27 protein-coding genes are annotated in these 25375 nt (G+C 38.8%); 14 read left to right on the top strand and 13 right to left on the bottom strand.

Annotation, left to right across the window (positions count from 1 at the left end; all coding sequences use genetic code 11):
* The 3 genes from G6W45_RS04210 to G6W45_RS04200 all read right to left on the bottom strand — a co-directional run.
* Window positions 1–341 (bottom strand): Rrf2 family transcriptional regulator (locus G6W45_RS04210; protein WP_194167632.1); only part of this gene is annotated, 341 nt, incomplete at its 3' end.
* A 111-nt stretch (window positions 342–452) separates the two neighbouring features.
* Entirely contained in the window at window positions 453–1088 is a 636-nt protein-coding gene (locus tag G6W45_RS04205) for an NAD(P)-dependent oxidoreductase (RefSeq protein WP_194167631.1), read from the bottom strand.
* 29 nt (window positions 1089–1117) lie between these two features.
* Window positions 1118–1492 (bottom strand): cupin domain-containing protein, encoded by a 375-nt coding sequence (locus G6W45_RS04200; protein WP_194167630.1) that lies wholly within the window; start codon window positions 1490–1492, stop codon window positions 1118–1120.
* Window positions 1493–1643: 151 nt separating this feature from the next.
* On the opposite strand from G6W45_RS04200, the gene G6W45_RS04195 reads away from it, so the two are divergent.
* The 7 genes from G6W45_RS04195 (at window position 1644) to G6W45_RS04165 (ending at window position 7622) form a co-directional block, all read left to right on the top strand.
* Entirely contained in the window at window positions 1644–2516 is an 873-nt protein-coding gene (locus G6W45_RS04195; protein WP_194167629.1) for an ABC transporter six-transmembrane domain-containing protein, read from the top strand.
* Window positions 2506–3426 carry a cation diffusion facilitator family transporter gene (locus tag G6W45_RS04190; protein ID WP_194167628.1) on the top strand — a complete coding sequence of 307 codons (921 nt, stop codon included), beginning with the start codon at window positions 2506–2508 and terminating at the stop codon, window positions 3424–3426. The genes G6W45_RS04195 and G6W45_RS04190 overlap by 11 nt, the downstream gene beginning before the upstream one ends.
* A gap of 118 nt (window positions 3427–3544) precedes the next feature.
* The gene (gene lepA, locus G6W45_RS04185) at window positions 3545–5335 is read left to right on the top strand and encodes a translation elongation factor 4 (RefSeq protein WP_194167627.1); all 1791 of its coding nucleotides are present in this window, start codon (window positions 3545–3547) and stop codon (window positions 5333–5335) included.
* Between the two features lie 202 nt (window positions 5336–5537).
* Window positions 5538–5750: a 2-hydroxymuconate tautomerase family protein gene (locus G6W45_RS04180; protein ID WP_194167626.1), complete on the top strand. Its 213-nt coding sequence runs from the start codon at window positions 5538–5540 to the stop codon at window positions 5748–5750.
* 11 nt (window positions 5751–5761) lie between these two features.
* Window positions 5762–6484: a hypothetical protein gene (locus G6W45_RS04175; protein WP_194167625.1), complete on the top strand. Its 723-nt coding sequence runs from the start codon at window positions 5762–5764 to the stop codon at window positions 6482–6484.
* 11 nt (window positions 6485–6495) lie between these two features.
* Window positions 6496–7053, top strand: a complete 558-nt coding sequence (locus tag G6W45_RS04170; protein WP_194167624.1) for a YajG family lipoprotein — start codon at window positions 6496–6498, stop codon at window positions 7051–7053.
* Complete coding sequence (locus G6W45_RS04165; RefSeq protein WP_194167623.1) at window positions 7053–7622, top strand: ComF family protein; 570 nt, start codon at window positions 7053–7055, stop codon at window positions 7620–7622. Before G6W45_RS04170 ends, G6W45_RS04165 begins: the two co-directional genes overlap by 1 nt.
* An 83-nt stretch (window positions 7623–7705) precedes the next feature.
* Here G6W45_RS04165 and G6W45_RS04160 read toward each other — a convergent pair whose 3' ends face one another.
* The 10 genes from G6W45_RS04160 to murJ form a co-directional block, all read right to left on the bottom strand.
* Window positions 7706–8344 carry a YggS family pyridoxal phosphate-dependent enzyme gene (locus tag G6W45_RS04160; protein ID WP_194167622.1) on the bottom strand — a complete coding sequence of 213 codons (639 nt, stop codon included), beginning with the start codon at window positions 8342–8344 and terminating at the stop codon, window positions 7706–7708.
* Entirely contained in the window at window positions 8341–9450 is a 1110-nt protein-coding gene (rseP, locus tag G6W45_RS04155; protein WP_194167621.1) for an RIP metalloprotease RseP, read from the bottom strand. The genes G6W45_RS04160 and rseP overlap by 4 nt, the downstream gene beginning before the upstream one ends.
* A 195-nt stretch (window positions 9451–9645) precedes the next feature.
* Window positions 9646–10191, bottom strand: coding sequence for a CDP-diacylglycerol--glycerol-3-phosphate 3-phosphatidyltransferase (gene pgsA, locus G6W45_RS04150; RefSeq protein WP_194167620.1), 546 nt, complete (start codon window positions 10189–10191; stop codon window positions 9646–9648).
* A gap of 33 nt (window positions 10192–10224) precedes the next feature.
* Window positions 10225–11013 (bottom strand): enoyl-ACP reductase, encoded by a 789-nt coding sequence (locus G6W45_RS04145; RefSeq protein WP_194167619.1) that lies wholly within the window; start codon window positions 11011–11013, stop codon window positions 10225–10227.
* Window positions 11013–11882, bottom strand: coding sequence for a 4-hydroxy-tetrahydrodipicolinate synthase (dapA, locus tag G6W45_RS04140; protein WP_035167707.1), 870 nt, complete (start codon window positions 11880–11882; stop codon window positions 11013–11015). The genes G6W45_RS04145 and dapA overlap by 1 nt, the downstream gene beginning before the upstream one ends.
* Window positions 11883–11908: 26 nt before the next feature.
* Window positions 11909–13150 (bottom strand): M16 family metallopeptidase, encoded by a 1242-nt coding sequence (locus G6W45_RS04135; RefSeq protein ID WP_194167618.1) that lies wholly within the window; start codon window positions 13148–13150, stop codon window positions 11909–11911.
* A gap of 11 nt (window positions 13151–13161) precedes the next feature.
* Window positions 13162–14235 carry a quinone-dependent dihydroorotate dehydrogenase gene (locus G6W45_RS04130; protein WP_194167617.1) on the bottom strand — a complete coding sequence of 358 codons (1074 nt, stop codon included), beginning with the start codon at window positions 14233–14235 and terminating at the stop codon, window positions 13162–13164.
* A gap of 52 nt (window positions 14236–14287) precedes the next feature.
* The gene (locus G6W45_RS04125) at window positions 14288–16012 is read right to left on the bottom strand and encodes an ABC transporter ATP-binding protein (RefSeq protein ID WP_194167616.1); all 1725 of its coding nucleotides are present in this window, start codon (window positions 16010–16012) and stop codon (window positions 14288–14290) included.
* Complete coding sequence (gene cysS / locus G6W45_RS04120) at window positions 16005–17399, bottom strand: cysteine--tRNA ligase (RefSeq protein ID WP_194167615.1); 1395 nt, start codon at window positions 17397–17399, stop codon at window positions 16005–16007. The genes G6W45_RS04125 and cysS overlap by 8 nt, the downstream gene beginning before the upstream one ends.
* Window positions 17386–18786, bottom strand: coding sequence for a murein biosynthesis integral membrane protein MurJ (murJ, locus tag G6W45_RS04115; protein WP_194167614.1), 1401 nt, complete (start codon window positions 18784–18786; stop codon window positions 17386–17388). The genes cysS and murJ overlap by 14 nt, the downstream gene beginning before the upstream one ends.
* A gap of 123 nt (window positions 18787–18909) precedes the next feature.
* Here murJ and G6W45_RS04110 point away from each other — a divergent pair, with 123 nt between their 5' ends.
* The 7 genes from G6W45_RS04110 to G6W45_RS04080 all read left to right on the top strand — a co-directional run bounded on the left by G6W45_RS04110 (window position 18910) and on the right by G6W45_RS04080 (window position 25372).
* Complete coding sequence (locus tag G6W45_RS04110) at window positions 18910–20823, top strand: flagellar assembly protein A (protein WP_194167613.1); 1914 nt, start codon at window positions 18910–18912, stop codon at window positions 20821–20823.
* 17 nt (window positions 20824–20840) lie between these two features.
* Window positions 20841–21395, top strand: coding sequence for a Holliday junction branch migration protein RuvA (gene ruvA / locus G6W45_RS04105; protein WP_194167612.1), 555 nt, complete (start codon window positions 20841–20843; stop codon window positions 21393–21395).
* An 11-nt stretch (window positions 21396–21406) separates the two neighbouring features.
* Complete coding sequence (locus tag G6W45_RS04100) at window positions 21407–22447, top strand: D-alanine--D-alanine ligase (protein ID WP_194167611.1); 1041 nt, start codon at window positions 21407–21409, stop codon at window positions 22445–22447.
* 64 nt (window positions 22448–22511) lie between these two features.
* A complete protein-coding gene (locus G6W45_RS04095; RefSeq protein WP_021091404.1) occupies window positions 22512–22742 on the top strand; it encodes a type II toxin-antitoxin system Phd/YefM family antitoxin in 231 nt (76 codons plus the stop codon).
* The gene (estV, locus tag G6W45_RS04090; protein WP_194167610.1) at window positions 22732–23514 is read left to right on the top strand and encodes an EstV family lipase; all 783 of its coding nucleotides are present in this window, start codon (window positions 22732–22734) and stop codon (window positions 23512–23514) included. The genes G6W45_RS04095 and estV overlap by 11 nt, the downstream gene beginning before the upstream one ends.
* A complete protein-coding gene (locus G6W45_RS04085) occupies window positions 23511–24935 on the top strand; it encodes a Mur ligase family protein (protein ID WP_194167609.1) in 1425 nt (474 codons plus the stop codon). The genes estV and G6W45_RS04085 overlap by 4 nt, the downstream gene beginning before the upstream one ends.
* Window positions 24932–25372, top strand: a complete 441-nt coding sequence (locus tag G6W45_RS04080) for a hypothetical protein (protein WP_194167608.1) — start codon at window positions 24932–24934, stop codon at window positions 25370–25372. The genes G6W45_RS04085 and G6W45_RS04080 overlap by 4 nt, the downstream gene beginning before the upstream one ends.
* The last annotated feature ends 3 nt before the right edge of the window (window positions 25373–25375 follow it).

Genomic DNA, 25375 nt, shown 5'->3' with positions numbered 1-25375 from the left:
TTTAGGAAGTGGTTGGTTAAGAGGCCTTCGATCTTGCCACCAAGCGGGCAGGCTTTAGGTGAGTCAGAGTGGATCTTAAAAAGTTTTTCTTTATCATTTACTGCGTTAAAAATTTGAAGGAGGGTTATATCTTTTGGCTCTCTCGCAAGACTCACACCACCAACTCCAGCTACAACATTCACAAGTCCTGCAGCCTTTAGAGTGCCAAGCAGGCGCCTAACTATGACAGGATTTGTGTTTATACTACCTGCTATAAATTCGCTCGTGACTTTCTCGTCTTTGAAAAAACAAGCTGCTAAAATTACATGGATCGCGGTTGAAAACTTAATCCCTACTTGCACAATCGTCCTTGAAATTTTCTCTGATTATACTTTAAATTTTTACTAAAAGCAGTTTTTTTAGTTTAGATTTGACAAGCTAGCTTTTTTGCCAGCTATGTCAAATCTATAATTTTATGCTCGCTCACTAACTGCTGTGAAGCGTTTTTGTATAAATTTTTTGTTTTTTAGCTCGTCTATGATCGCAAGCGCAAGGTCTGCATAGCTTATATAGCTCTCATTTTTTGAGTTTAAGATGAGATTATCTCCACCAAGCACGTATTTACCAGTACGAGCACCATTTGCGTCGTAGTCACATGCTGGACTTACATATGTCCAAAGCAAATCGCTCCTACCTTTTAGCTCAAAATAAGACTCCGCAGTCGCCTTTGCCACACCCATATATGCAGCCGGGAAGTCTGGTGTATCCATTAGCATAGTGTCTTTGCTATCAACAAATAACGTACCAGCGCCGCCAACTACGATGAGCCTTGTACTAGTGCCTTCTAGTAAATTTATAAGGTGAGTGGCCACTTTTTTGTGAAGCGCAAAGGTATCTGGCGTCCACGCTGCAAATGCACTGATCACTGCGTCAAAGCCAGCCAGATCAGTCTTTGTAAGCTCGAAAATATCTTTATAAACGACCTTTACGCTTTTGTTTTTATACTCTTTATTTCTAACGATCGCTGTGACGTCGTAACCTTGTTTTATGGCCTCATTTACTAAATTTGCACCGCTTTTGCCGTTTGCGCCTATGATTGCTATTTTCATTATTTCTCATTTAAATTTTGTTTTAAATTTTACAGCCAGCTTGGCTTTACGTCATCAACTATCACGCCGTCACTCATAGTGTATTGCTCTAGGCTACCGTGTTTTGTCTGGATGCAGATCATTTTGATGCCGTTTTTGCCAGCCCTAAAGCACCTTTTACCATCTGGATCTATGCGAACCGCGTCACCTTTGCTTACTTTTAGCACCTCACCATCAATGAAGAGCTCGCCATCGCCATCAGTGATGATGTAAAGCTCCTCGTTTTGCTTGTGCGCATGGACAAATGGCACGCTTACATTTGCTGGAAGCTCGTTTATAGATACTTCACAGCCAGTTAAATTTAAAGCCTCTTTTAGCTCAACTCTTGGCTCGTTTGTGATCTTTGCAACTTGATAATTTTTCATTTTTTCTCCTTGTTTTTTGTGTTGTAATCTTTTTATTTACAACTAATGAGCGAAGTATAATACTTTTTTGTTGTAATGTCAATAGTTACAACAAAAATTTCAAATTTTTATCAAATTGGGCTAGAATTCGCAAAAATTTTTAGGAGTAAATTTGCAAAATAATGCCTTTAAAACGCTAAAGAGCATAGCGACCGAGCACAACAAAAAGCTCATTTTAACCTTTACTTTGGTGCTAGCAGAGAACGGACTTTTTCTAGCCTACCCGATATTTGCTGGCTTTGCGATCAACGCAATCATGCAAGGAAATACGTTAAATGCCCTAATTTACGCACTTTTTGTGCTCGTAGCGTGGCTTGTAGGAGCCATTAGACGTCGCGTGGATACGCAAGTTTTTGCAAATATCTACGCAAAGCTTGCTGTAAATGTCATCATGAATGAAAAACAAAATGCCAAAGACGACTCCGCCATCATCGCCAGAGTAGCGCTCTCGCGAGAGTTTGTAAATTTCTTTGAGACGCATTTTCCTATGTTTTTTACATCGGTTATTTCGATCATCGGCTCAGCGTTTATGCTCATCTTTGTCGAGCCAAAGGTCGCTGTGGCGTGCTTTGCCGTGATGACCTTTTTTCTTATATTTTTACCAAGATATATCAAAAAAAATGACGACCTTTATCTTCGCTTAAATGACCGCCTAGAAAAAGAGGCAAAGGTGATAGGTGTTTTTAATAAAAGCACGCTAAATAGGCACTATGACGTCGTTTCTAAATTTCGTATAGCGATCTCAAATAGGGAGGCGATGAGCTATTTTATCATCGGTATTAGCGCTTCGCTGCTCTTTTTGGTGGCGATAATAGTGCTAAGCTCGCAGCAGACAAATGCCGGCCACATCTACTCTGTGATGACCTATATATGGAATTTCGTCATCAGCCTTGACGACTCGCCAAAGCTTATCGAGGAATTTTCAAATTTAAAAGATATAGGCAAGAGGATCGACGCCCAAAATAAGGACAATGATGCACAATAAGAGCGTTCTTAGAAATTCATTTTTTCTAATTTTCACGTTTATGATAGTTGAGGCTGTTTTTGGCTTCGTTTCAAACTCGCTTGCGCTCATTAGCGACGCATTTCACATGCTCTCAGACGCTGCGGCTCTCTTTTTGTCGCTGGTTGCTTTTAAGATTGCAGAAAAAAGGGCAAATTTACAAAAGACCTTTGGCTACAAAAGGGTCGAGATTATCGCTGCTTTCATAAATGCTATCGCTCTTATCGCGCTGGCTATCTTTGTCATAGTCGAAGCGATCATCAGACTTTTTAACGAGCCAGAGATAGAGGCTAAAACGATGCTTTTTATTAGTATTTTGGGGCTTATTATAAATTTAGTCGTAGCCGTTTATATGCATAAAAGCGCTGATACAAAAGAAAATTTAAACATGAAAGGTGCATATTTGCACGTACTTGGCGACACGCTTGGCTCAGTTGGCGCCATCGTCGCGGCACTTCTTGTGATGAAATTTAACTTCACGCAGGCCGATAGCATCGCAAGTATCTTTGTCTCGCTACTCATCATAAAAAGCGGCGCTAGCTTGCTAAAAGATAGCTTTAATATCCTGATCGAAGCCGTGCCGCTTAAGCTTGATACGGATGAAATTTTAGGCGTTATAAAGGGTGTAGATGGCGTTAAAATCGTGCATGACCTGCATATCTGGGCGATAAATGCTGGCACAAACGCGCTCATAGCCCACGTGGTGGTGGATGATGCGCTAAGCGTGGCTGAAATTTCAAAGATGATAAAGCACATCGAGCATGAGCTTTTTCACGTTGGCATCGGCCATGTCACGCTTCAGTTTGAGAGTGAGAGTCTTGGGCACAAAGCTGGTCTCATCTGTGAGCTAAATGACGATGAAGGACATGAGCACTTTGGACATTGTCATTAAGATTTTTGAGAATAGAGCCAAGTTCTATTGGTGGGCTTATGATAAAAATATATTTATTGGCATTTAAATCAACTTTAGGCAAAATAAAGCCCAAAATTTAGTAAAAAGTAAAGCTTATATGAAAAACATCAGAAATTTTAGCATCATCGCTCATATCGACCACGGCAAAAGCACGCTTGCTGACCGCCTCATACAGGAGTGTGGCGCCGTCAGTGACCGTGAGATGAGCTCGCAAATCATGGACACGATGGACATCGAAAAAGAGCGCGGCATCACGATAAAAGCCCAATCTGTTCGCCTAAACTACGCACTAAATGGAGAAAATTTTGTTCTAAATTTGATTGACACTCCGGGCCACGTGGATTTTAGCTACGAAGTGAGCCGCTCTTTAGCCAGTTGTGAGGGCGCGCTGCTAGTCGTAGACGCTTCTCAGGGCGTAGAGGCGCAGACTATCGCAAACGTCTATATCGCGCTAGAAAACAACTTAGAGATCATCCCAGTCATCAACAAGATCGACCTACCAGCGGCTGACCCTGCTAGGGTAAAAGACGAGATCGAGCACATCATCGGACTTGACTGCTCGGGAGCGATCGAAGTGAGCGCAAAAACAGGCGTTGGCATAAAAGAGTTACTTGAGGCGATCATCACGAGGATCCCTGCGCCAAATGGTGATGCAAATAAGCCCACAAAGGCGCTAATTTATGATAGTTGGTTTGACAACTATCTTGGCGCGCTTGCACTTGTGCGTGTTTATGATGGTGAAATTTCAAAAAACGATGAAATTTTGGTTATGGGCACAGGTAAAAAACACATCGTGCTTGACCTCATGTATCCAAATCCTATCGCACCGATCAAGACCAAAACACTTAGCGCTGGCGAAGTTGGTATCGTAGTTTTAGGACTTAAAAATGTTAGCGACGTGCAAGTTGGTGATACGATAACGCAGTCAAGAAATCCTCTAAAAGAGCCAGTTGGTGGCTTTGAGAGGGCTAAGCCGTTTGTCTTTGCGGGACTTTATCCGATAGAAACTGATAAATTTGAAGATCTGCGTGACGCGCTGGATAAGCTAAAGCTAAATGATAGCTCGATAAGTTACGAGCCAGAGACCTCGGTCGCACTTGGATTTGGCTTTAGGGTTGGCTTTTTAGGTCTTCTTCATATGGAGGTAGTTAAAGAGAGGCTGGAGCGTGAGTTTGACCTTGATCTCATCGCCACAGCGCCAACTGTGACTTATGAAGTCATCCAAACTGATGGGCTAAATTTAAAAATCCAAAACCCAAGCCAGTTGCCGCCTGTAAATAAAATAGACTCAATCCTTGAGCCATACGTGAAGGCTACCATCATCACACCAAGTGAGTTTTTGGGCAACATTATCACGCTTTTAAACAACCGCCGTGGCATACAAACAAAGATGGACTACATCACGACTGACCGCGTGCTGCTAGAGTACGACATACCGATGAACGAGATCGTGATGGACTTTTATGACAAGCTAAAATCAAGCACTAAAGGCTACGCGAGTTTTGACTACGAGCCAAGCGACTACCGCGTGGGCGATTTAGTGAAGCTTGATGTCAAAGTGGCTGGTGAAACGGTCGATGCGCTCTCTATCATCGTGCCTGAGAGTAAGGCACAAGCAAAGGGTAGGGACTTTGTAAAGGCGATGAAAGAGATCGTGCCACGTCAGCTCTTTGAAGTGGCGATACAAGCTAGCATCGGCAATAAAATAATCGCCCGAGAAACCGTAAAATCAATGGGTAAAAACGTCACAGCTAAGTGCTACGGCGGCGACATCACGCGTAAGAGAAAGTTGCTTGAAAAGCAAAAAGAGGGTAAGAAACGGATGAAGGCGATAGGTAAGGTGAATTTGCCGCAAGAGGCGTTCCTCTCGGTCTTAAAAATAGACTAGAGGCTTATCTTTTGTGCCCTTTTGAAAGAGTTAGTGAAATTTTGGCTTGATGAACCGCATGTTCTATCTGCACCAAAATTTCACGTCACAGCTTTCAAAACCATCACAAAATATTTCGCCTTATTCTGAGCTGGTGATACGGTCGCTTTTGGTTTTTGTTTTTGATTAAAATTTAAGTGCTAAATTTACAAAAAGGAGCGCTATGCCATTTGTGAAAATTTGTGTGACAAAAGAGGGCGATAGCCCAAGTGTTGAGCAAAAAGAGAAGATGATAAGCGGAGTTACGAAGCTAATAAGCGAAATTTTAGGTAGAAGCGCTCAAAATACCGTTGTCATTATCGATGAGATCGATACGAATAACTACGGCATCGCAGGTGAGAGTGTAAAAAATCTCCGCAAAAAACAAAAAGAGTAAAAGGAAGTAAAATGCTAAGAACGACATTATTTGCAGTTTTTGCAGCTATCTTTTTAACTGGTTGTGTGGCTAAAGCTAGCCTTTGTCTATCGTGCGAGGGAATAGACGGTGTGCAAAGTGCGAGCATAAATAGTGAAGATAAGATGTACTTTGAAGAGGTTATGAGGATACCGGCTGACTGCAGCGCTTGTAAAGGCAGGGGCGATGGTCTTTTTATAAATGGTGTTAAATACAAAAGTGATGTAGCAATAAACTGCTGCTTAGAAAAAAACATGATCGATACTAATGTTGGATTAAAAAAGGTTTATTTTCATAGGATTGTCGATGCTAGAAGTAGCGCAAGATCGATATATTACACAGGTATTGAAGGAAATACTGCAGTTTTTAACTCAAATCCGCGCCTTGAAGTGCTTTTTTACATGTTTTTGCAACGTGAGTTAAATTCTCGCGGAATCGTGGTTGTCGATACTCAAACATCACCTTACACATATAGGCTTGATTTTAGATTTGACGAACTTAGAGGAAGCTATTCGGGAAGTTCAGAAATTTTAAATGGACATTTAAATGGGCTTCTTATTCTTTCAAATATAAATTTCAAAAAAACGTTACCTATCTCGACTAGGCACCATGTGGAGAAGCTAGAGGCTTCAGAGTCTGGTCAGTTTGACTTTTTTATCGCACTTTTGGTTAAACAAGCCGCGATAAAAGTAGCCGATGAGATCACTAAACTTTAAAAGGAAAAACGATGAATAAATTTAAATTTTTAGCTATTTTTGGACTTTTTGTTTTATTTTTAACTGGTTGTGCACCAAGTCAAAGTGTTGTCGCATTTGATCCATATAAGGCTGCTGCGAGCCAGCAAAATAGCGGCTTTGAGGCCTATATAAGCGCAGTACATGATAACCGAAAAAATAAAAGTACCATTGCTACGATCACTGATAGCAAAGGTACCGTAAAAGAATATGTCGTGCTTCAAAACGATCTTGCTACTTATTTTAGTGATTCGCTCAAAAAAGAGCTTATGGCGCGCGGTGCAAATGTAAATGGCATGGGTGGCGTCGTAGTTGAAATTTTTATCAACGAGTTTGAAGCAAATATGAGCGGATACGGCACTGATAATACAAAAGGTAATATTAAGATCACACTTAAGATCCAAAAAGGCGATCAAAGTATCGTTAAAAATATCTCAAATAATCAAACCAAATTTGAGTTAATTCGCACAGGTGGAGCATTTAAATCATTTTTAACAGAGATCATAAATGATGCCATCAAACGCACAGCAATTGCTATTTTAAATAGCTAATGTTTTGTGCGTTTTGCAAGAGCTTTACGCTAAATACATTTTGTAAAATTTGCTCACAAATTTTAAGTGAGCCAAGCCCGATAGTAAGAGAACTAGAGGGCTTTAAAATTTATAGCTTTTACGGCTACTCTGAAATAAAAGAACTCATCCACTCCAAGCACCAAATGCACGGATATTTTATATATAAAAACTTAGCCAAATTTGCATTTAATCAATTTTTTAAAAGCTTTAGCTTTCCAGAGCAAGTCTATGCTCTGCCGATAGATGATAGAGTGCATTACGGCTATTCGCATACGGCTATTTTGGCAAATGCACTAAGGGCTAAAAATCTAAAACCCATATTTCATGCACTGCATGCAACAAGCAAGGTCAGCTATAGTGGTAAGGATTTGCAATTTAGACAAAATAACCCAAGAAATTTTAAAATCCTAAAAAAGATCACTGCGCCAGTTATTTTAGTAGACGATATCGTAACCACTGGCACAACGATACTTGAGGCTAGAAATACTCTAGAAAAAGCTGGCGTAAAAGTACTTTTTGCTCTAGTTTTAGCTGACGCTAAATATTAAATTTTAATTTTTCGCTCAAGTCTTTTTTAGTAAAAATCTATTGAGCCCCAGCAGCAGAGGCAAATCAGACAAAAGCAATAAATTTATAGATAAAGCATTGTCCCAAGGCGGATCATAGTTGAGCCACATTTTATCGCTAGCTCGAAGTCACTACTCATGCCCATCGAGCAGATAGTTGCGCCTTTTGGCTTTAGGCTATCAAAAATTTTATAAGTTAGTTCAAAGCTCTTTTGAATCTCTTTTGGCTCATCCACATGCGCTCCGATACTCATCACGCCTTTTAGATTGATATTTTTGCACTCGCTTTGGATACGCTCATAAATTTCTGCCGCATTTGCTACGCTTACGCCTTGTTTTGTATCCTCATCAGCCGAGTTTATCTGAAGCAAGGTATCTAGCTTGTAGCTAAGCCTTTTATCGACCTCTACAGCTCTTTCAAAGCTATCGCAGCTTTGCCAAAGTGTGGGCTTTAGGCTTACCATTTGATTTATTTTGTTATTTTGCAAGCGGCCGATCATATGCCATTTTATATCAGTAAAATTTTGCAGTTCTAGCTTTTTTTTGGCTAGCTCTTGGACTCTATTTTCGCCAAAATTTCTTTGCCCCTGCGCATAAAGCTCTCTTACTTCAGCACTTGTCACATTTTTGCTAACGGCGATGAGCGTCACATCTTTGCTTAAATTTTCGATTTTTTCAAGTAGCTCTTTTAAAACTATCATCATAAACCTCCACTTAATCTCATAATGTCATTAAAAGTTGCAAGTACCATTATGCCAAGCAGTAGCGCCCAGCCGCAGTAAGTAAGCGTTGTAAGCACTCGCTCATTTACCTCACGTCTAAAAATTAGCTCATATAAGTTAAAAAGTATGTGCCCACCATCAAGTGCTGGGATGGGGAATAAATTTAGGACACCTAAATTTACTGAGATTAAAGCGACGATCGTCAAAAGTACGCCAAGACTTATTTTTGCGGCTTTTGAAGTGACATCAGCGATCTGCACGATACCACCGACCTCTTTTAGCGGCACCGCTCCGCTTACTAACTTAGTAAAGCTTTTAAAGATAAGCTTTGAGGCTTCGAGTGTTTCGTCATAAGCAAATTTTAGACTATTTAGGCCTGTATAATAAATTTTTACTACTTCGCCATTTGGAGAAATTCCAATGAGCGGACGCTGAACCTTTTCATTAAATAAATTTATCGTCTCGCCAATCTTTGGTGTCAAATTTATAGTCAAATTTGAGCCGTTGCGGTCTATTAAAATGGTGCTTGGCTCGAGCTTTACATTTTTACTGATCTCGTCCCACTCGTTTATCTTTACGCCGTTTATTGCTAAAATTTTATCATTTTTAGCTAGTCCAGCGCTCGCAGCTGCCGAGCCTTCAGCTATGTGGCCTACACTTGGTGCAAGTCTTTCAACTCCGATAGATCCAAGCAAAATGTATAAAAAAAACGCCAAGATAAAGTTAAAAAATGGCCCTGCAAAGAGGATGTAAATTCGCTTTATAGGACTTAGCACGTTATAGCTATCACGGTCGTAGTTTTTGGCCTTTGGGTCGGTGTCGTCTTGTCCTTTTAGCTGTACATATCCACCAAGTGGGATCGCGCTTAGGCAGTAGTCGGTGCCACCAATATTTTTGGTGTAAATTTTTTCGCCAAAGCCGATACTAAAGGTATTTACCTTTACTCCAAGCATTCTTGCCACCAAAAAGTGGCCAAACTCATGAAAAAATATGAGAAAACTAATGGCTAAAACGGTCACTAAAAAATAAAATGAATACGCATAAAGCCCAAGGCAAAGTAGGACTAGCGTGAAGAAAATACCTTTCAAAACTTACCTTTTTTGAAAAATTGATGAGATTTTAGCCAAAAATTATAAATTTACTCTCAAACGGCATTTAGCTAAAAAATTCTTTTAGCTAGGGGAAATTTTTAACTTAATTTTACTTATTTAGAAAATGAAGTTTTTTATTATTTATATAAATTTTGCAAGTAAAAACTTTTGGTCTTACGAGTGAAAGAAATTTTAACTCTTTTTCATCGCCTTTACATAGGCAAAAATATACTCAAATCCAGAATAAAGTGTGAGCGCAACAGCGATCCAGAGTAAAAGCTCACCACCAGGCCAGCTCATCAGTAAAAATCCAACAGCAAACATCTGCGAGACTGTTTTTACTTTGCCAGCCATCGAGGCCGCAACCTCTACACCATCACTTGCCATCACGACACGAAAGCCAGTTATAAAAAATTCTCTTACCAAGATTAGATAAACAGCCCAAGCGCTCGCTCTACCAAGCATCATAAGGCCTAAAAATGCAGCCAAGATCAGCATCTTATCAGCTAGCGGGTCAAGGATAGCGCCAAGCTTGGTCTTTTGATCCCAGCTTCTGGCGATGTAGCCGTCAAAAAAGTCAGTCACCGAGGCGATCACAAAAATAAGAGCTGCGAAGTAATTTATCCAGCTTATGTGAATTTGTGTAAAAATTCCTGGCGAATTTACGAGCATAAAAAACATAAGCGGAGCCAGCAGTATCCTAAAAAATGCCAATGCGTTTGGTAAATTTAAACTCACAAATATGCCTTTATGCTTAAAATTTCAATCTTCTCATTTAAAAGTTGTGCCGCCATCTATTATAAATGTATGTCCAGTTACCCAGCTAGCCTTAGATGAGCACAAAAATAGACATGCTCCGGCTAGGTCAGTTGGCTGTCCCATGCGGTTTAGTGGACTAAGCTTTGCTGTCATATCGCGCACCTCTTCGTAGTTTGTAAAGGCTCTTAGCGCGTCTGTCTCGATAGGACCGCCACTTACGACGTTTACACGGATATTTTTCTCGCCAAGCTCGGTCGCAGCGTATCTTGCCATGGCTTCAACGGCTGCTTTTGCTGTACCGTGACCTGCGTAGTTTTCGATATATACTAAATTTCCAGTCGATGATAGGCTGATGATGCTACCACCACCCACTTTTTCCATGCGTTTTGCAGCTTCTTGAGTGCCTACTACAAAGGCATTTACTGTTGCTGTAAAAATATTGTTTATGCCTCTTGGTTTTAGCTTCATAAATTTAGTGTATCCACCAGCTACTGCGCGACCTGAGATGATAGCGTTTGAGATGAAAAAATCAATCCTATCAAAATCCTCATCTATCTTTAAAAATAGCTCTTTATAAGTCTCTGGCTCAAGGATATTTAGCGCGTAGGCTCTGGCTTTTATCTTGTAAGTAGTCTCAAGCTCTTTTACTTGTTCTTTTGCAAGCTCTTCGTTTGAGTTGTAGGTAAATGCTATATTTACGCCGGCTTTTGCAAATTCTTCAACTATAGCTCTGCCGATACCTCTAGTGCCGCCACTGATGACTAGCGTTTTACCTTTAAATTCGTTTAGTGTGTCCTTCATTAAAAACCCTTTATTTCGTAATTTTTTATTACTTCTTCTATCTTTTTAAAATTTTCTTTACTTGGTTTGCAAAGTGGCAAGCGGTACTCCAAAGAGTCGATGAGTCCAGCTAGATACATCGCTGCTTTGATCGGTATCGGATTGCTTTCGCAAAAGAGTGTTTTATTTATCGTATATAGATTGTCATTTATTAGTTTTGCTTTTTTGTACTCTTCGTTCATCGCAAGGTGCGTAAGCTGTGAAATTTGATCTGGCAAGAGGTTTGCAGTAACTGAGATGACGCCTTTGCCGCCATTTGATATGATAGGATAGTTGATCGCATCTTCGCCGCTAATGACTACTAAATTTGGCTCGTGAGCCAGTAGATCGACGCATCTATCGATACTGCCTGTTGCTTCTTTGATGCCATAGATATTTTTACACTCTTTAAAGAGTCTAAAAACAGTCGCTGGCAAGATATCCACGCCAACTCTGCCAGGAACATTGTAAAGAAGCACTGGAATTTCAATGCTATTTGCAATGGCTTTGTAGTGTTCATAAAGCCCTTCCTGCGTTGGTTTGTTGTAGTAGGGCGCAACTGAGAGGATACCATCAGCGCCATGAGCTTGAGCAAATTTAGCGATACCAATAGCTTCGTGAGTCGCATTACTACCAGCACCAGCTAGTACTTTTACATTTGTGCCTTTACATGCATCTACGGCTATTTCGATACAAATTCTATGCTCATCATGCGTTAGTGTTGCACTCTCGCCGGTAGTTCCAACTGGCACAACGACATCTATGCCGTGTTTTATCTGTCTTTTTATTAGCTTTTCAAAACTGACTTCATCCACTTTTTGATTTTTAAATGGCGTAATGAGTGCGGTCATCGCACCTTGAAGCGAATTTTCCACGTTTATTCCTTTTTTAATATTATTGTTGTGCTGGTTTTTTCATTGAAATATTTATTTGCTATCTCTTTTAAAAGCTTGGCATCTATCTTATCGATATTTTTTTCAAGCTCGTAAAGTGGCTTTATGTCGCCTCTAGCAAGATATGAGCCATATAAATTTGCAACTTTACTTGCACTCTCAAATGAGTAAATAAAATCAGTTTTTATCAAATTTTTAACTCTTAAAACATCATCTTTGTCGATTGGTTTATTTTTTAAATCATCTATGATCTTTAAAATTTCAGCCTCAACCACACTTGCTTCGACATCTGGGTTGCAAACTGCTAAAAATATAAATAAGTTTTCATCAACGCAGCTCATATTATAAGCATAAATTTGATTTACGAGCATTAGCTCATCGACTAGGTGCTGCTGCAAAATAGAGCTTTTGCCAGTGGCTAGATACTCGCTTATCGCGTTTAACCCCACTTGATCAGCATGCCTAAAGTCTGGGATCTTGTAAGCGATAGCTAGCATTTGTGTTTGGCTATCTTTATAGATGATAGCTCTTCTTGTGCCGTCTTGTTCAGGTTCTTTACAGTGAGATTTTGGGATGGCTCTTTTGTTTTTTATATCGCTAAAATTTTTCTTAGCCAGTTTAAATGCCTCATCATTGCCGATGTCGCCACTTATCATCAAAATCGCATTTTTGGGCTGATAGTATGTGGCGTGAAATTCTTTTATGTCGGAGATATTCCAGTTTTCGATATCTTTTATAAAGCCTATCGGAGTCCAGTGGTATGGATGGTAGATAAATGCGTGGTTGTAGAGTCTAAAGTAGAGGTATCCCATAGGGTTGTTGTCTGTTCGCCACCTGCGCTCTTCATGCACCACGTCTCGCTCTGGCTGAAATTCTTTATCTTTTAGGCTTAAATTTTTCATAAGCTCAGCAAAAAGACCAAGCGTTTTGTCTAAATTTTCATTTGAGGCTTTTATGAAGTAGTGAGTGTAGTCAAAGCCAGTGCTTGCGTTATTTACGCCGCCAAAGCCTTTTACTATTTCGTCAAATTCACCAGCTCGTAAATTTTTGGTTGATTTAAAATTTAGATGCTCTAGCATGTGAGCGATGCCGCTTTTGCCCATCACTTCGTTTCTGGAGCCAACTTTATAAAAGACATCTACGCTTATCACTTTTGAGCCAGGATTTACTGGTACGTGATAAATTTCTAGTCCGTTTTCTAGTTTTGTTTTATTAAATTTTATCAATCTTTTGCCTTTTATTTTTTAACATCTATGCCGACTGCTTCGCTAATAGAGGCAAAGCCATCTCTTTTTAAAAGCTCTAAAATTTCTAAATTTATATCTCTTGCGATCATCGGCCCTTTAAAGATAAAGCTTGTAAAAATTTGCACTAAATTTGCTCCCATTTTTATGCGCTCATATGCCTTTGCGCCGCTATCTATGCCGCCGCATGCGATAAGTGTCGTCTTGCCGTAAAGCTCGTCTGCCACGGCTTTAAAGATCTCTTTTGACTTTTTAGCGATCACCTTGCCGCTTAGTCCGCCAAAATCTTTTAAATTTGACGAGTGAGAGAGTGAGTAATCAACGCTTGTGTTTGAAACGAGCACGCCACTAGCGCCGTTTTCTACCGCGCAGCTACAAAGCTTGATCGCATCTTCGTGGCTCATATCAGGAGCTATTTTAAAGATGATCGGCTTTTTAGTGAGTGGCAAAATGACGCTAAAAAGCTCTTTTATAAAGCTCTCATCTTGAAGTGCTCTTAAATTTGGCGTGTTTGGCGATGAGACGTTTATGACGAAGGTGTCACAAATTTCACTAAATTCTCTTACTAAAATTTCATAGTCTTTTATCGCATCTTCGTTTGGTGTAACCTTGTTTTTACCGATGTTTGCCCAGATCGGTATGGTAAAAGGATATATCTTTTTTACTCTATTTTTGATAGCCTCGCAGCCTTCGTTGTTAAAGCCCATCGCATTTTGGATGCTCTCTTCATCTATGAGCCTAAAAAGCCTTGGTTTTGCGTTGCCAGGTTGTGGTTTTGGTGTAAATGTGCCAAATTCTAAGTGTCCAAATCCAAGAGCCGTTAGCGCCTCAAACATAGTGGCGTTTTTATCAAAGCCACCAGCTATGCCAACTGGGTTGTGATAGGTGCTTGAGAATAAATTTTGTTTTAGCGCGTTGTCATCGACCACGCATTTGTGCGCCAAAAAGCTTAGCGAGCCAGGGAAGATTTTATTTGCCCCAACCATCGCTACTTCAGCGATCTTGTGGGCAGTTTCAGGATCAAATTTGAAAAATATAGATTTTAAAGTATTGTAGTTTAAGCTCATTTTAACCTCTTTAAAATGCCTAAAATTTCTGCAAATCTTAGCAAAAATCGCCTTAAACTAAGGCTTTGCCCTTAAGCCTTGCATAAATTTCATTTCTCTTGCTAAGCTCCTCGTCGCTTCCACTATCAATGATCTTGCCATCACTTAAAACTGCGATCTTATCGGCATTTTCAACCGTGCTAAGGCGGTGAGCGATGACAAAGATGATCTTTTTGCTTCTTAGATTATTTATCGCTTTTGTGATCTCTTTTTCGCTCTCGTTATCAAGCGCTGAAGTAGCCTCGTCAAAGATGAGGATTTGTGGGTTTTGATAAAGTGCTCTAGCTATGGCGATGCGCTGTCTTTGACCGCCTGAGAGGTTGGTGCCAAATTCGTTTAAAATGGTGTGGATACCATCATCAAGCTTGCTTACAAACTCATAGGCATTTGCCATTTTTAGAGCATTTACGACTGCTTCTTCGTCAAATTCTCTGCCATAAGCTACATTTTTAGCAATCGTATCATTAAAGATATAGACACGCTGTGTTACAAGGCCAATATTTTGGCGAAGTGAGTGGATCTTGATATCTTTTAAATTTGTATCATTTATTAAAATTTCGCCGCTATTTACGTCGTAAAATCTCATAAGTAGATTCATGAGCGAGGTTTTTCCGCCACCACTTGAGCCAACAAGGGCTATAAATTCTGATTTATTTGCCTCTAAATTTATCCCTTTTAAGACCTCTTTGTCGCCGTAGCTTAGGCGGACATCATTAAATTTAATTAAATTTATCTCTTCACTTAATACTTTTTCGCCATCTTTTATCTGGCTTACTTTATCCATCAAGAAAAAGGTTCTCTCACTTGCTGCGATCGCATCCTGCATTTTATTGTATATATTTACGATACGTTTTAGAGGGGTGTAGAGCATGAAAAGTGCAGTTAAAAATGAAAAAAAAGCACCCATGTTTATATTTCCGTCGATGACGTCTTTGCCGCCTATTATGATGACAGCAGCTACACCTATTGAGCCAATTGTTTCCATTAGCGGGCTTACTAGTTGCTCAATTTTTACAGTTTTAAGATTTAGTTTAAAAAATTTATTATTTTCATCAATAAAACGTGAGTGCTCGTATTTTTGAGCGTTATTTGCTTTAATTATCTCGATATTTGTAAAAATTTCGCTCAAGGCTGAGGTGATATCAGATGTCTTTTCTTGTGATTTTTTTGAGATCTTTTTCATCTTTTTAGCAAGGCGTGAGATCGGATAAATCGCTAATGGCATAACAACAAGTGCAAAAAATGCTAATTTAGGGCTTTGATAGATGACTACACAAAGCAGACCCAAGATAGTTACAAGCTCTCTAATAAGCTCGGGTATGATGCTTGAAACAATAGATCTTATGCGCTCTATATCGTTCGTGGTTCTGCTTATTAGCTCTCCTGTTCTAAAATCATTAAAAAATTTCATGTCCAAATTTAGTAAATTTTCGACCATCTTTTCACGAAATCTTCTAATCGTATCTTGCCCAATATATGCCGTAAAATAAGCCTGCATAAATGTACCTATATTTTTTAACACATAAATTGCAATAATCGCACATGGCAGCATATAAAGCAGTGTTTCATTTTTTTCAACAAAAATTTTATTAAGTACTGGCTCTACTAGATACGCACTGACTGCTGTTCCGCCACTTGCGAGAGCCATGCCGATGAAGGCTAGGATAAAGTGTGGAATGTAGTCTTTAAAATATGGACCAAAGCGCTTTAGCACATCTTTTAAGCCAAAGTTATTCATTATTTCTCTCCCAAACTGCGCCATTTGGCGTATCCATGATAGAGATATTTAGGCTGGAAAGCTCATCTCTTATCTCATCAGCTCTTGCAAAATTTTTCTCTTTTTTAGCTATCGTGCGCTCATCAAGTAGTCTTTTTATCTGCTCTTTTTGCTCGTCGCTTACGCCAAACTGAAAATACTCAACATAGTTTGTGATAGCAATGCCTAAAATTTCGCCTATTAACTCTAAATTTGCCACCACTTCGGCCTTATATGCTTTATCTTTTGGGCTATTATCAAGCCTTTCGTTTGCTGTTTTTACAAACTCATCAACACTTGCAAGTGCTTTTGAAGCATTTAGATCATCACTTAGTGCTTCAAGTAGCTCACTTTTAAAGCTCTCGTTTATTGCACCTGCTTGCACGCCATCGACCCTTTTTTTGAGGCGGTAAATTTTATCAAGTCTCTTTTTTGAAGCCACTAAGTCTTCATCTGAATAATTAAAATGAGCCCTGTAATGGCTTGTAAGCAGATAAAATCTAAGCACTTCGCCATGAACATTTTTTAGGGCGTCCTTTACGAAAAAGCTGTTATTTAGGCTTTTGCTCATCTTTTCGTTATTTACTTTTATAAAGCCATTGTGCATCCAGTATTTGCTTAAATTCTTGTGATAGGCACACCTGCACTGACTTGCCTCATTTTCGTGGTGCGGAAAGAGCAGGTCGATGCCACCAGCGTGGATGTCGATCTCAAATTTATCATTTTCTTTGTCACTTAGAAATTCTCTTATCATCGCCACACATTCGGTGTGCCAGCCAGGGCGACCCTTGCCAAATGGGCTCTCGTACCATTTCTCGTCAAATTTCCAAAGCACAAAGTCTTTTTCGTCTCTTTTCTCTCCAAAACTTGCCACTCTGGCGATAAGATCAGTGTTATTGTCCTTGCCGCTAATGCTAAAATAGCCACTATCCTTGCTCGTATCAAAGTAAATTCCATCACTCGTTTTATACGCCACACCTCTATCCATAAGCACCTTGATGTAGCTAATGATCGCCTCCAAACACTGCGTAGCCTTTGGTTTAAAGTCTGGATCAAGCACGTTTAAAGCGCCCATGTCGCTCTCGTAGTGTGCTATATATTTATTTGTTATCTCTTCTAAACTTTGGCCAGTTTGCGCCATTTTATTTAAAATTTTATCGTCTATGTCGGTGTAGTTTCTTGCAAATTTGACCTTGTAGCCAAGCGCTTTTAAGACTCTTCTTAAAAGATCAAAGCTAACGGCTGACTTTGCATGTCCCAAATGCGCATCGTCATAGACCGTTGGACCGCACAAATAGATGCTTACCTCACCATCTTTAATAGGGCTAAACTCAACCTTTTCTCTTTTAGAAGTATCAAAAATTCGCATTAAATATATCCTTTAAAAATGTTAAACCAAAATAGAGCAAAACCGCCAAAAGTGCGATAGCGGCTATAAATTTAGGCTCGATTATAGCTAAAAATCGCTTAGCTCCAAAGGCTCTAATGTATAAAATAAGCTGTAAAAATCCCCCAAGCGAGCTTGCAAATGCAAGGCCAGCAGCTCCAAATTTCTGCATCAAAATGACAGCTAGGATCAAATTTATCACAAGGCAGATGATAGAAATTTTGGCTGCCTCTTTTTGCTTCATGTTTGCATAGAGCCAAAGCGAGAAAATTTTAGCCAGACCAAATGGCGTAAGCCCCACCAAATAGGCGCTTAGCACCTTGGCGCACTCAATGGTGTTTGCCCTTACGAAATTTCCTCTCTCAAACAAGAGCCAAATGATAAATTCGCTCATTACTATTCCTGTGATCGTGGCTGCTAGCAGAGCGCAAAGGAGCAGATAAAAGCTCTTTTTTGTCCAAACTAGAGCATTTGCTTCATCTTTTTGCTTTAAAAGCCTGGTGATCTTTGGAAAGAGTGCTTGAGAGAGCGCGATCGCAAAAATGGCAAGCGGGAGCTGAAAAATTCTATTTGCATAAAAGAGATAGCTTATCGAGCCACTTACCAAAAAGCTAGCTAGCCAAGTGTCCATAAATGCGCTTATTTGCATCGCACTTGAGCCAAGTAGGCCGTGGTAGAAATTTATAAAAAAGCCTTTGCTACTAGCTTTTTTGCCTTTAAAATATCCGCTTAGACCGCCCCAAAAAATTTTATTTAAGGCGTTAAATTTCATAGCAATTAGATGCACTAAAACTTGCAAAATACCGCCTGTAACGACACCAAAGCTAAGATAAAGTGCGACCACGCTCTCGCTCTTGCTACGAGCCAAAAGTAGCGATGCGATCATGGCTAAATTTAGCAGTGCTGTAGAAAACGCTGTTGTCGCAAAGTGCCCTTTATACTGAAGCAGTGCACCCATGAAAGTGACTATGTAAACAAGTGCTAGATAGTAGAAATTTATACGCACAAGCGGCACTGCATCGGTAATATTTTGTTCACTCAAGCCGCTTGCGATGATCTTTATAAAGTAGGGCGTAAATAAATTTACAAGAAGCGTTAATGCGCCTATAAAAAGTAGAAATTTGATGAAAATTTCAGCCTGAAAGATCGCTTTTTTCTTGCTATTTGCAAAATTTGGCAAAAATGCCTGCGTAAAGGCACCTTCTCCAAAGATACGGCGAAATAAATTTGGTATTTTAAAAGCGATAAAAAAAAGATCGCTAAATATGCCAGCTCCAAGGATAGAAGCTGTTAAAAGGTCTCTTATAAGTCCAAGAATTCTTGAAACCATAATGCCAACTGAGTTTGAAAAAAAACCTTTTATAAACATCGCTCACCTAAATTAAATTTGAAAACGCAATAGTAACAAAAGATGCTTTAAAGCTTACATAACCCAAATTTAATAAAATTTTGGCGATAATAAGAGCCAAATTTTATGTGAAATGGATCAATTTTGAGCGAGAACGTGCAAGAAAACGAGAGATTTTTACCGCCAACGCAAATTCAAACTTCAACGCCTTATATATCGCTTAAAGAACTAAGCAAGCAACACAGCGTACCGGTAGAATTTATAGATTTTAAAATTTTAGATATTTTGACTTATTATAAAAATAAAGATAATGAAGAGCCAGTTTTTGTCCCTGAAGAAAATTTAAACTTTTTTGATGATAATGCATTTTATCTTGACGAGACACTAGAGATCGAGCAGATCTATGACGTGGAATTTTTTGATGTTAGGCTAAATGCTGTGCCAAAGCTTCCAAAGATAGAAATCGGTGTAAATTCAACGGTTACAAAAGTAGTCGCAAAAGTAAAAGCTACAAAAGATTGTGAATACGAACAGCATTACGAAGATAAACTTTTTGAATACATCGCCAAACAGCTTATGAAAGCTCAAATTTTAATAGGTATAAGGATCGGTAAACTAAAAGACGAGCTAAAACAAATTGCCTCAGTTGTGCATGTAAAGGGCGAACTTGATAAAGACTACATACTAAACATAACACAAGGTATAAATCCCAAAAAAGCTACCGATGCAAAGATACTTTACTACTACAAAGATAAACTTGATGCGATAAAAGAGGAAGATAAGGTTGATTACGCTGATAGAGGTTTTGTTTTCGGCGTGGCACAAGATGAAGTGATAATGGAAGAGAAAAAGTCTCACGAAGGGCAAAATGGCCGTGATGCGAGAGGCAAATTATTAGCAGTAGAAAAGCCAAAAGAAGATACTGGCAAAGAGATAAGTATAAGCGAAAATATAGAGAGAGTAGAAAATGACGATAGCATAATATATATCGCTAAAAAATCAGGATATGTAGTTGAGAAAAATGGCTCATTTGACATCGAAGAGCGTATAGAGATAAATGAAGCAAATTTTAAAACAACTGGCTCTATTCAAGCAGGCACTGATACAAATGTAACTTTGGTGGTTAGGGAAACTGATACTATAAAAGACGCCATCGGCACTGGCATCATCGTGGAGGCTGACGAGATAGAGGTTAAAGGAAATGTCGGTGCAAATGCGATGGTTAAAGCAAATGAAGTAATAATCGGCGGTCAAACACACCAAAAGGCTAAAATTTATGCAAAGAATGCAAAAATTTCTATCCACATCGGTAAGGTTGAAGCTGAAAATGTCGAGATAGATAGGCTAGAAGGCGGAAATGTCGTAGCAAAAAGAGTTAAGATAAATAGCGTCGTTGGTGGCTCTATAACCGCTCAAAATATCCAAATAAACACGCTTGGCTCAAACTGCACTATCACAGCTTCACACTTAATAGACGTAAGATATTTAAGAGGCACTGACAATAAATTTATAATCGATACTAGCAAAATGCCTGAGAGTGCTGAGGCTACGCAAGAGCAATTAAATAAGATCGAATATACAAAAGCAGAGCTTGCCTCACTTCTAAAAAATATTGAAACAAAGAAAAATGTCATAAATGAAAATAAAGACTCGATTTATACCATAAAAGCAAAGGTAGAAGAGCTCTCAAAAGCTAAAGTGATACCGCCAGTTACCTTTATGAAAAAGTTAAAAGAGTATCAAGGTCTAGTCAATGAATACAATACTTTGTTAAAAATTTTTAAAGATAAAAAAGAGTTGCTAGCTACTTTAAAAGATGAGCTTGAGATCATGCAAAATGGAATATTTTCTGCAAAAGTGATAAATAGAGGCAACTGGGTTGAGTTAAATGAGATTAGATTTGTTATCGTTGATCCTCCGCAAAATGTCACTTATATCTCAAAGCAAAATGAAACCGCTCATGCCATTACTTTGGAGAAGATCGGTGATGGCGATGAGGCTGAGTATAAGATCAAAAAGTCAAATAAATTAGAAGACTACACAGATACAAATTCTTAAGAATAAAAGGTTAAATGATGATAAAAGCGATCGAAGGTATCGTCAGCAAAAAAGATCCCGCATTTGTGATACTTAAGACAAATAGCGGCGTAAGCTATGGAATTTTTATCTCGCTTTTTTGCTCAGCCAAGCTTAGCAAGGGCGAAAAAGTCGAGCTTGCCATAACACAGATCATAAGAGAGGACGCAAATTTACTCTATGGCTTTTTGGATGCAAATGAGCAAAAGATGTTTGAGATGCTTATTAAATTAAATGGTATTGGAGCTAGCACGGCTATGGCGGTTTGCTCAAGTCTTAGCTCGCAAGCATTTACAAACGCCATAATAAGCGGCGACGCTGACACTTTTAAAAGCGTGCCAGGCATCGGACCAAAGACGGCTAGACGCATAATAGCCGAGCTAAGCGACGCAAAACTAATAAGTGATGAGAGCGTGCCAAGCTATCAAAATGAGGCACTTTTAGCACTTGAGGCGCTTGGCTTTAAACGTGAGAAGATAGTAAAAATTTTGCTTGAGTGTAAGAGTGAAAATACGAGTGATCTTATAAAAGAAGCACTAAAGAAATTAGGATAAGGATTAAAAAGATGAATTTAGGTGTGGTATTTGGAGCAAAGAGCTATGAACATGAGATAAGCATAGTTAGTGCGATAGTTTTAAAAAATGTCCTAAAGCAAGAGCTAAAATTTATATTTTGCGACGCAAATAGAGATTTTTATCTTATCGAGCAAAAAGATATGAGAGCAAATTTCTTTAGCTCTAGTAAATACAAAAATTCAAAAAAGCTCATTTTGTCTAAGGGTGGATTTTTCATACACTCTCTCTTTGGCGATAAAAAAGTAGAGTGCGATGTCATTATAAATTTGATCCATGGCATGGACGGCGAAGATGGCAAGATAGCAGCACTTTTTGACTTTTACGGCATAAAATATATAGGTCCAAGGCTTGAAGTAAGTGCGCTTAGCTACAATAAAGAGCTTACTAAATTTCTAGCGCAAAAAGCTGGCGTAAAGGCGCTTGATTATGAGATGCTAACTCGTCAAAGTGAGCCAAAATTTCACTATCCTATTATCTTAAAGCCAGCAAGGCTTGGAAGTAGTATCGGCGTAAATATAGTGCATGACGCCAGCGAGCTAACTTATGCAAAAGACGTAGCATTTGAGTTCGATAAAGATGTGCTTGTCGAGCCTTTTATAAAGGGAGTAAAAGAGTATAACCTCGCAGGCTGTAAGATAGATGGAAAGATAAAATTTTCTATCATCGAAGAGCCAAAAAAGAAAGAATTTCTTGACTACGAGCAGAAATATCTTAGCTTTTCAAATGAAAACAAGGTAAAAGAGGCTGAAATTTCTGAAGAGCTAAAGCAAAAGCTTAAATTTAACTTTTCAAAAATTTATGATTGTGGATTTGACGGAGCGATCATTAGATGCGACTTCTTTGTGATAGATGATGAGGTCTATCTAAATGAGATAAATCCAAATCCAGGAAGCCTTGCGAACTATCTATTTGAGGATTTTGAGAGCACTTTAAATGCTCTTGCAAACTCACTTCCAAGAGAGCGTAATATAAAGATCGATTATAGCTTTATAAACTCGATCACTTCAGTAAAAGGTCGCGGAAAAATTTAGACCATTTAGTAGATTATAAAGTACTTTGTGATATTTTACGTAAAATTTTACACAAAGAGCGACAATGGTAACTTTTACAAAAGACGAAATTTATACGGCAACTGAAGTGGTTAGAAATTTTAGTTCAGTGCTCTCTCGCGTGGGAGCTAATGAATTAAAAAGAGCGGTCATTGTTAAAAATAATAAATTTGAAGCAGTGCTTTTAAATATGGAAGAGTATGAGCGCCTTTGCGAAGCAGTGAGTGTGCTTGAGAGCATTTATACTGCAAAAAAAAGAGAGAACGATGGCGAGTAGGGCGGTAAAGTACGGCTCAAATGAGTTTGATATAAACTACGAGATCGTAAATCCAAAATGTAAAAAAATAGTGCTTTTCTTGCACGGCTGGGGCGCTAATAAAGAGATAATGAAAAAGGCGTTTGGGCACTATCTAAACGAGTTTTGCCACGTTTATATCGATATGCCAGGTTTTGGTAAAAGCTCAATTACTGATCCTTTAAAAACAAGCGATTATGCAAAAATTGTTAAAAATTTTTGCGCTGAGCTTGGCATAAAGCCAGATATCATCGTAGGTCATAGCTTTGGTGGTAAGGTCGCAACGCTTCTAAAGCCGCCATATCTTGTGCTTTTAAGCTCAGCTGGCATAATTGTCAAAAAGCCATTTATCGTGCGCGCAAAGATCGCTATTTTTAAAATTTTTAAGCTTTTTGGATTTGGAAAATTTTATAAACTCTTTGCCACAAAAGATGTGAGCGGTATGAGCAGAGTGATGTATGAGACCCTAAAAAACGTAGTTGATGAGGATTTTACAAAGCATTTTGCTAGCTTTAGCGGCAAGGCTTTGATATTTTGGGGAGAAAATGACAAGGCAACGCCTATAACAAGCGGAGAGAGCATACATAAGCTCATAAAAAATAGTTCATTTTTTCCACTTAATGGTGATCATTTTTTCTTTTTACTTCACGCTAAATTTATAAGTGACGAGATAGAAAAAGGGATAAATTTTGAGCCAAATGAAGCAAAAAATGTTGTGCTTGACGATGAGAGCGGGATCGAGGAGATAAGATGAGTATATTTTTAAATATAAGCACAGTTTTATTTATCTTTGCGCTCGCTTTTTATGTGATTACTTGCTTTCAGTGGTTTTCATATAGGCCTGAGCGTGTGCTCTTTCACTTCACGAAGCCCGCTTGGCACGTCTTTTTCTTTATCGTGCCGTTGGTGCTATTTTATACGACTGGCAAGTGGTTTTTTATCTATTTTTACTTTGCACTTTTGCCAGCTCTTTATCTTTGGCACAAAAAACTTGATAAAAAGTTAGTAATTACTGGCAGGATCAAGCACTTTTTTGTGATCCTTGCTTGTGCTATTATCTTAAACTATGCTTTAAATTTCATCATCCACAAGGTGTTTTTGGCTCCTATGCCACTTTTTGTCTTGGTTGTGAGCCTATTTTTTAGTGAAATTTTAGAAAAGATAAAATTTCAAGGATTTAAAAACAAGGCACTTAAAAAACTTGGCGCAAATAAAGATCTAAAAATCATCTTGATCACCGCAAGCTACGGCAAAACTAGTATCAAAAATTTCTTATTTGAAATTTTAAAAGATAGCTTTGTCTGCTACAAAACGCCTCGCAGTGTAAATACAATGGCTGGCATCATCAAAGATATCAACGAAAACTTAAGCGAGCAAACGCAAATTTACATCGCTGAAGCAGGCGCTAGGCTAAAGGGCGACATCCTAGAGATCACTAAATTTCTAAATCCACAAATCGTCATCGTTGGCGAGATCGGCGCTCAGCACATTGAGTACTTTAAAACACTTGATAATATCCGCTCTACCAAGCTTGAAGCACTTCAAAGCACTCGTTTGCAAATGGCATTTTTACATAGCTCGACAAAGAAAGAGCCAAGCCAAAATTTAGAAATTTACGATGAAAGTCTAAAAGATATAAATGCAAATTTAGATGGAATTTCATTTATGCTTGATGACAAGAGTTACGCTTCGCCGCTGCTTGGCAAATTTAACGCTACAAATTTAGCTGTTTGCATCAAGGTGGCAAGATATCTAAAAATGAGCGATGAGGCGGTAGATAGAGCGCTATCTAAGATGAAAAACGTCGAGCACCGCCTAAGCAAGATCGAGGCTGGCGGTAAGTTGATAATTGACGATAGTTTTAATGGGAATTTCTCAGGCATGAGCGCAAGCTACGAGCTAGTAAGCACCTATGCTGGCAGAAAAGTGCTGCTAACACCTGGTATCGTAGAAAGTGATGCGGAGCAAAATGCAAGTTTAGCCAAGGTGATAAATGAAATTTTCGACCTTGTCATCATCACAAGCTCGCTAAACGCCGAAGTTTTGCTAAAACACATCATAAAGCCAAAGATCATCATCTTAAAGGATAAAAATAAAATGCAAGAAATTCTAGCTCAAAATACGCGTGCTGGCGATCTCATACTATTTTCAAACGATGCACCGAGCTTTATATGAAAAAGATAGTTTTTTTAATCCTAGCTTTAAATTTAGCATTTAGCTTTGATATTGATGATTATGACAGAGGCATTGAGGCGCTAAATGCCGGAGATTACGTAGCTGCGTATGAAATTTTCTATGATGGCTGTGAGCAAAAAGATGTGCTTTCGTGCGAGGCTTTGGGTGATATGTTTGTAAATGAAGAGATAAATGAGCAAATGGATAGTGATCTAAAAAAACACTCAAATATCGAGCTTGGCGTGAGTTATTATATGAAAAGCTGTGACCTTGGCTACCAAAATGCTTGTGATGATGTGATGAGCTTAAGGGATGATTTAAATATAAGCCTACCAGCTGGTGTTTATGAAAATGCCAAAGCAAGGTACGATGAGATAAGACAAGAAGACGAAAAAGAAGAAGCCTTAAGCGAGCAAAATACGACTTTGCAAAAATAAATT

This window comes from Campylobacter concisus, from assembly GCF_015229955.1.
Lineage (GTDB): Bacteria > Campylobacterota > Campylobacteria > Campylobacterales > Campylobacteraceae > Campylobacter_A > Campylobacter_A concisus_AT.
This window is presented reverse-complemented; position numbering and strand designations above follow the sequence as displayed.

Coding starts and splice junctions, on each gene's coding strand:
- estV (WP_194167610.1), top strand. CDS start 22,732: ATGGCGAGTAGGGCGGTAAAGTACGGCTCAAATGAGTTTGATATAAAC.
- G6W45_RS04200 (WP_194167630.1), bottom strand. CDS start 1,492: ATGAAAAATTATCAAGTTGCAAAGATCACAAACGAGCCAAGAGTTGAG.
- G6W45_RS04080 (WP_194167608.1), top strand. CDS start 24,932: ATGAAAAAGATAGTTTTTTTAATCCTAGCTTTAAATTTAGCATTTAGC.
- G6W45_RS04085 (WP_194167609.1), top strand. CDS start 23,511: ATGAGTATATTTTTAAATATAAGCACAGTTTTATTTATCTTTGCGCTC.
- G6W45_RS04190 (WP_194167628.1), top strand. CDS start 2,506: ATGCACAATAAGAGCGTTCTTAGAAATTCATTTTTTCTAATTTTCACG.
- G6W45_RS04160 (WP_194167622.1), bottom strand. CDS start 8,344: ATGATGATAGTTTTAAAAGAGCTACTTGAAAAAATCGAAAATTTAAGC.
- G6W45_RS04125 (WP_194167616.1), bottom strand. CDS start 16,012: ATGAATAACTTTGGCTTAAAAGATGTGCTAAAGCGCTTTGGTCCATAT.
- G6W45_RS04170 (WP_194167624.1), top strand. CDS start 6,496: ATGAATAAATTTAAATTTTTAGCTATTTTTGGACTTTTTGTTTTATTT.
- ruvA (WP_194167612.1), top strand. CDS start 20,841: ATGATAAAAGCGATCGAAGGTATCGTCAGCAAAAAAGATCCCGCATTT.
- G6W45_RS04175 (WP_194167625.1), top strand. CDS start 5,762: ATGCTAAGAACGACATTATTTGCAGTTTTTGCAGCTATCTTTTTAACT.
- G6W45_RS04180 (WP_194167626.1), top strand. CDS start 5,538: ATGCCATTTGTGAAAATTTGTGTGACAAAAGAGGGCGATAGCCCAAGT.
- G6W45_RS04205 (WP_194167631.1), bottom strand. CDS start 1,088: ATGAAAATAGCAATCATAGGCGCAAACGGCAAAAGCGGTGCAAATTTA.
- G6W45_RS04145 (WP_194167619.1), bottom strand. CDS start 11,013: ATGAAGGACACACTAAACGAATTTAAAGGTAAAACGCTAGTCATCAGT.
- G6W45_RS04165 (WP_194167623.1), top strand. CDS start 7,053: ATGTTTTGTGCGTTTTGCAAGAGCTTTACGCTAAATACATTTTGTAAA.
- G6W45_RS04100 (WP_194167611.1), top strand. CDS start 21,407: ATGAATTTAGGTGTGGTATTTGGAGCAAAGAGCTATGAACATGAGATA.
- murJ (WP_194167614.1), bottom strand. CDS start 18,786: ATGTTTATAAAAGGTTTTTTTTCAAACTCAGTTGGCATTATGGTTTCA.
- G6W45_RS04130 (WP_194167617.1), bottom strand. CDS start 14,235: ATGAGCTTAAACTACAATACTTTAAAATCTATATTTTTCAAATTTGAT.
- lepA (WP_194167627.1), top strand. CDS start 3,545: ATGAAAAACATCAGAAATTTTAGCATCATCGCTCATATCGACCACGGC.
- cysS (WP_194167615.1), bottom strand. CDS start 17,399: ATGCGAATTTTTGATACTTCTAAAAGAGAAAAGGTTGAGTTTAGCCCT.
- dapA (WP_035167707.1), bottom strand. CDS start 11,882: ATGACCGCACTCATTACGCCATTTAAAAATCAAAAAGTGGATGAAGTC.
- G6W45_RS04095 (WP_021091404.1), top strand. CDS start 22,512: ATGGTAACTTTTACAAAAGACGAAATTTATACGGCAACTGAAGTGGTT.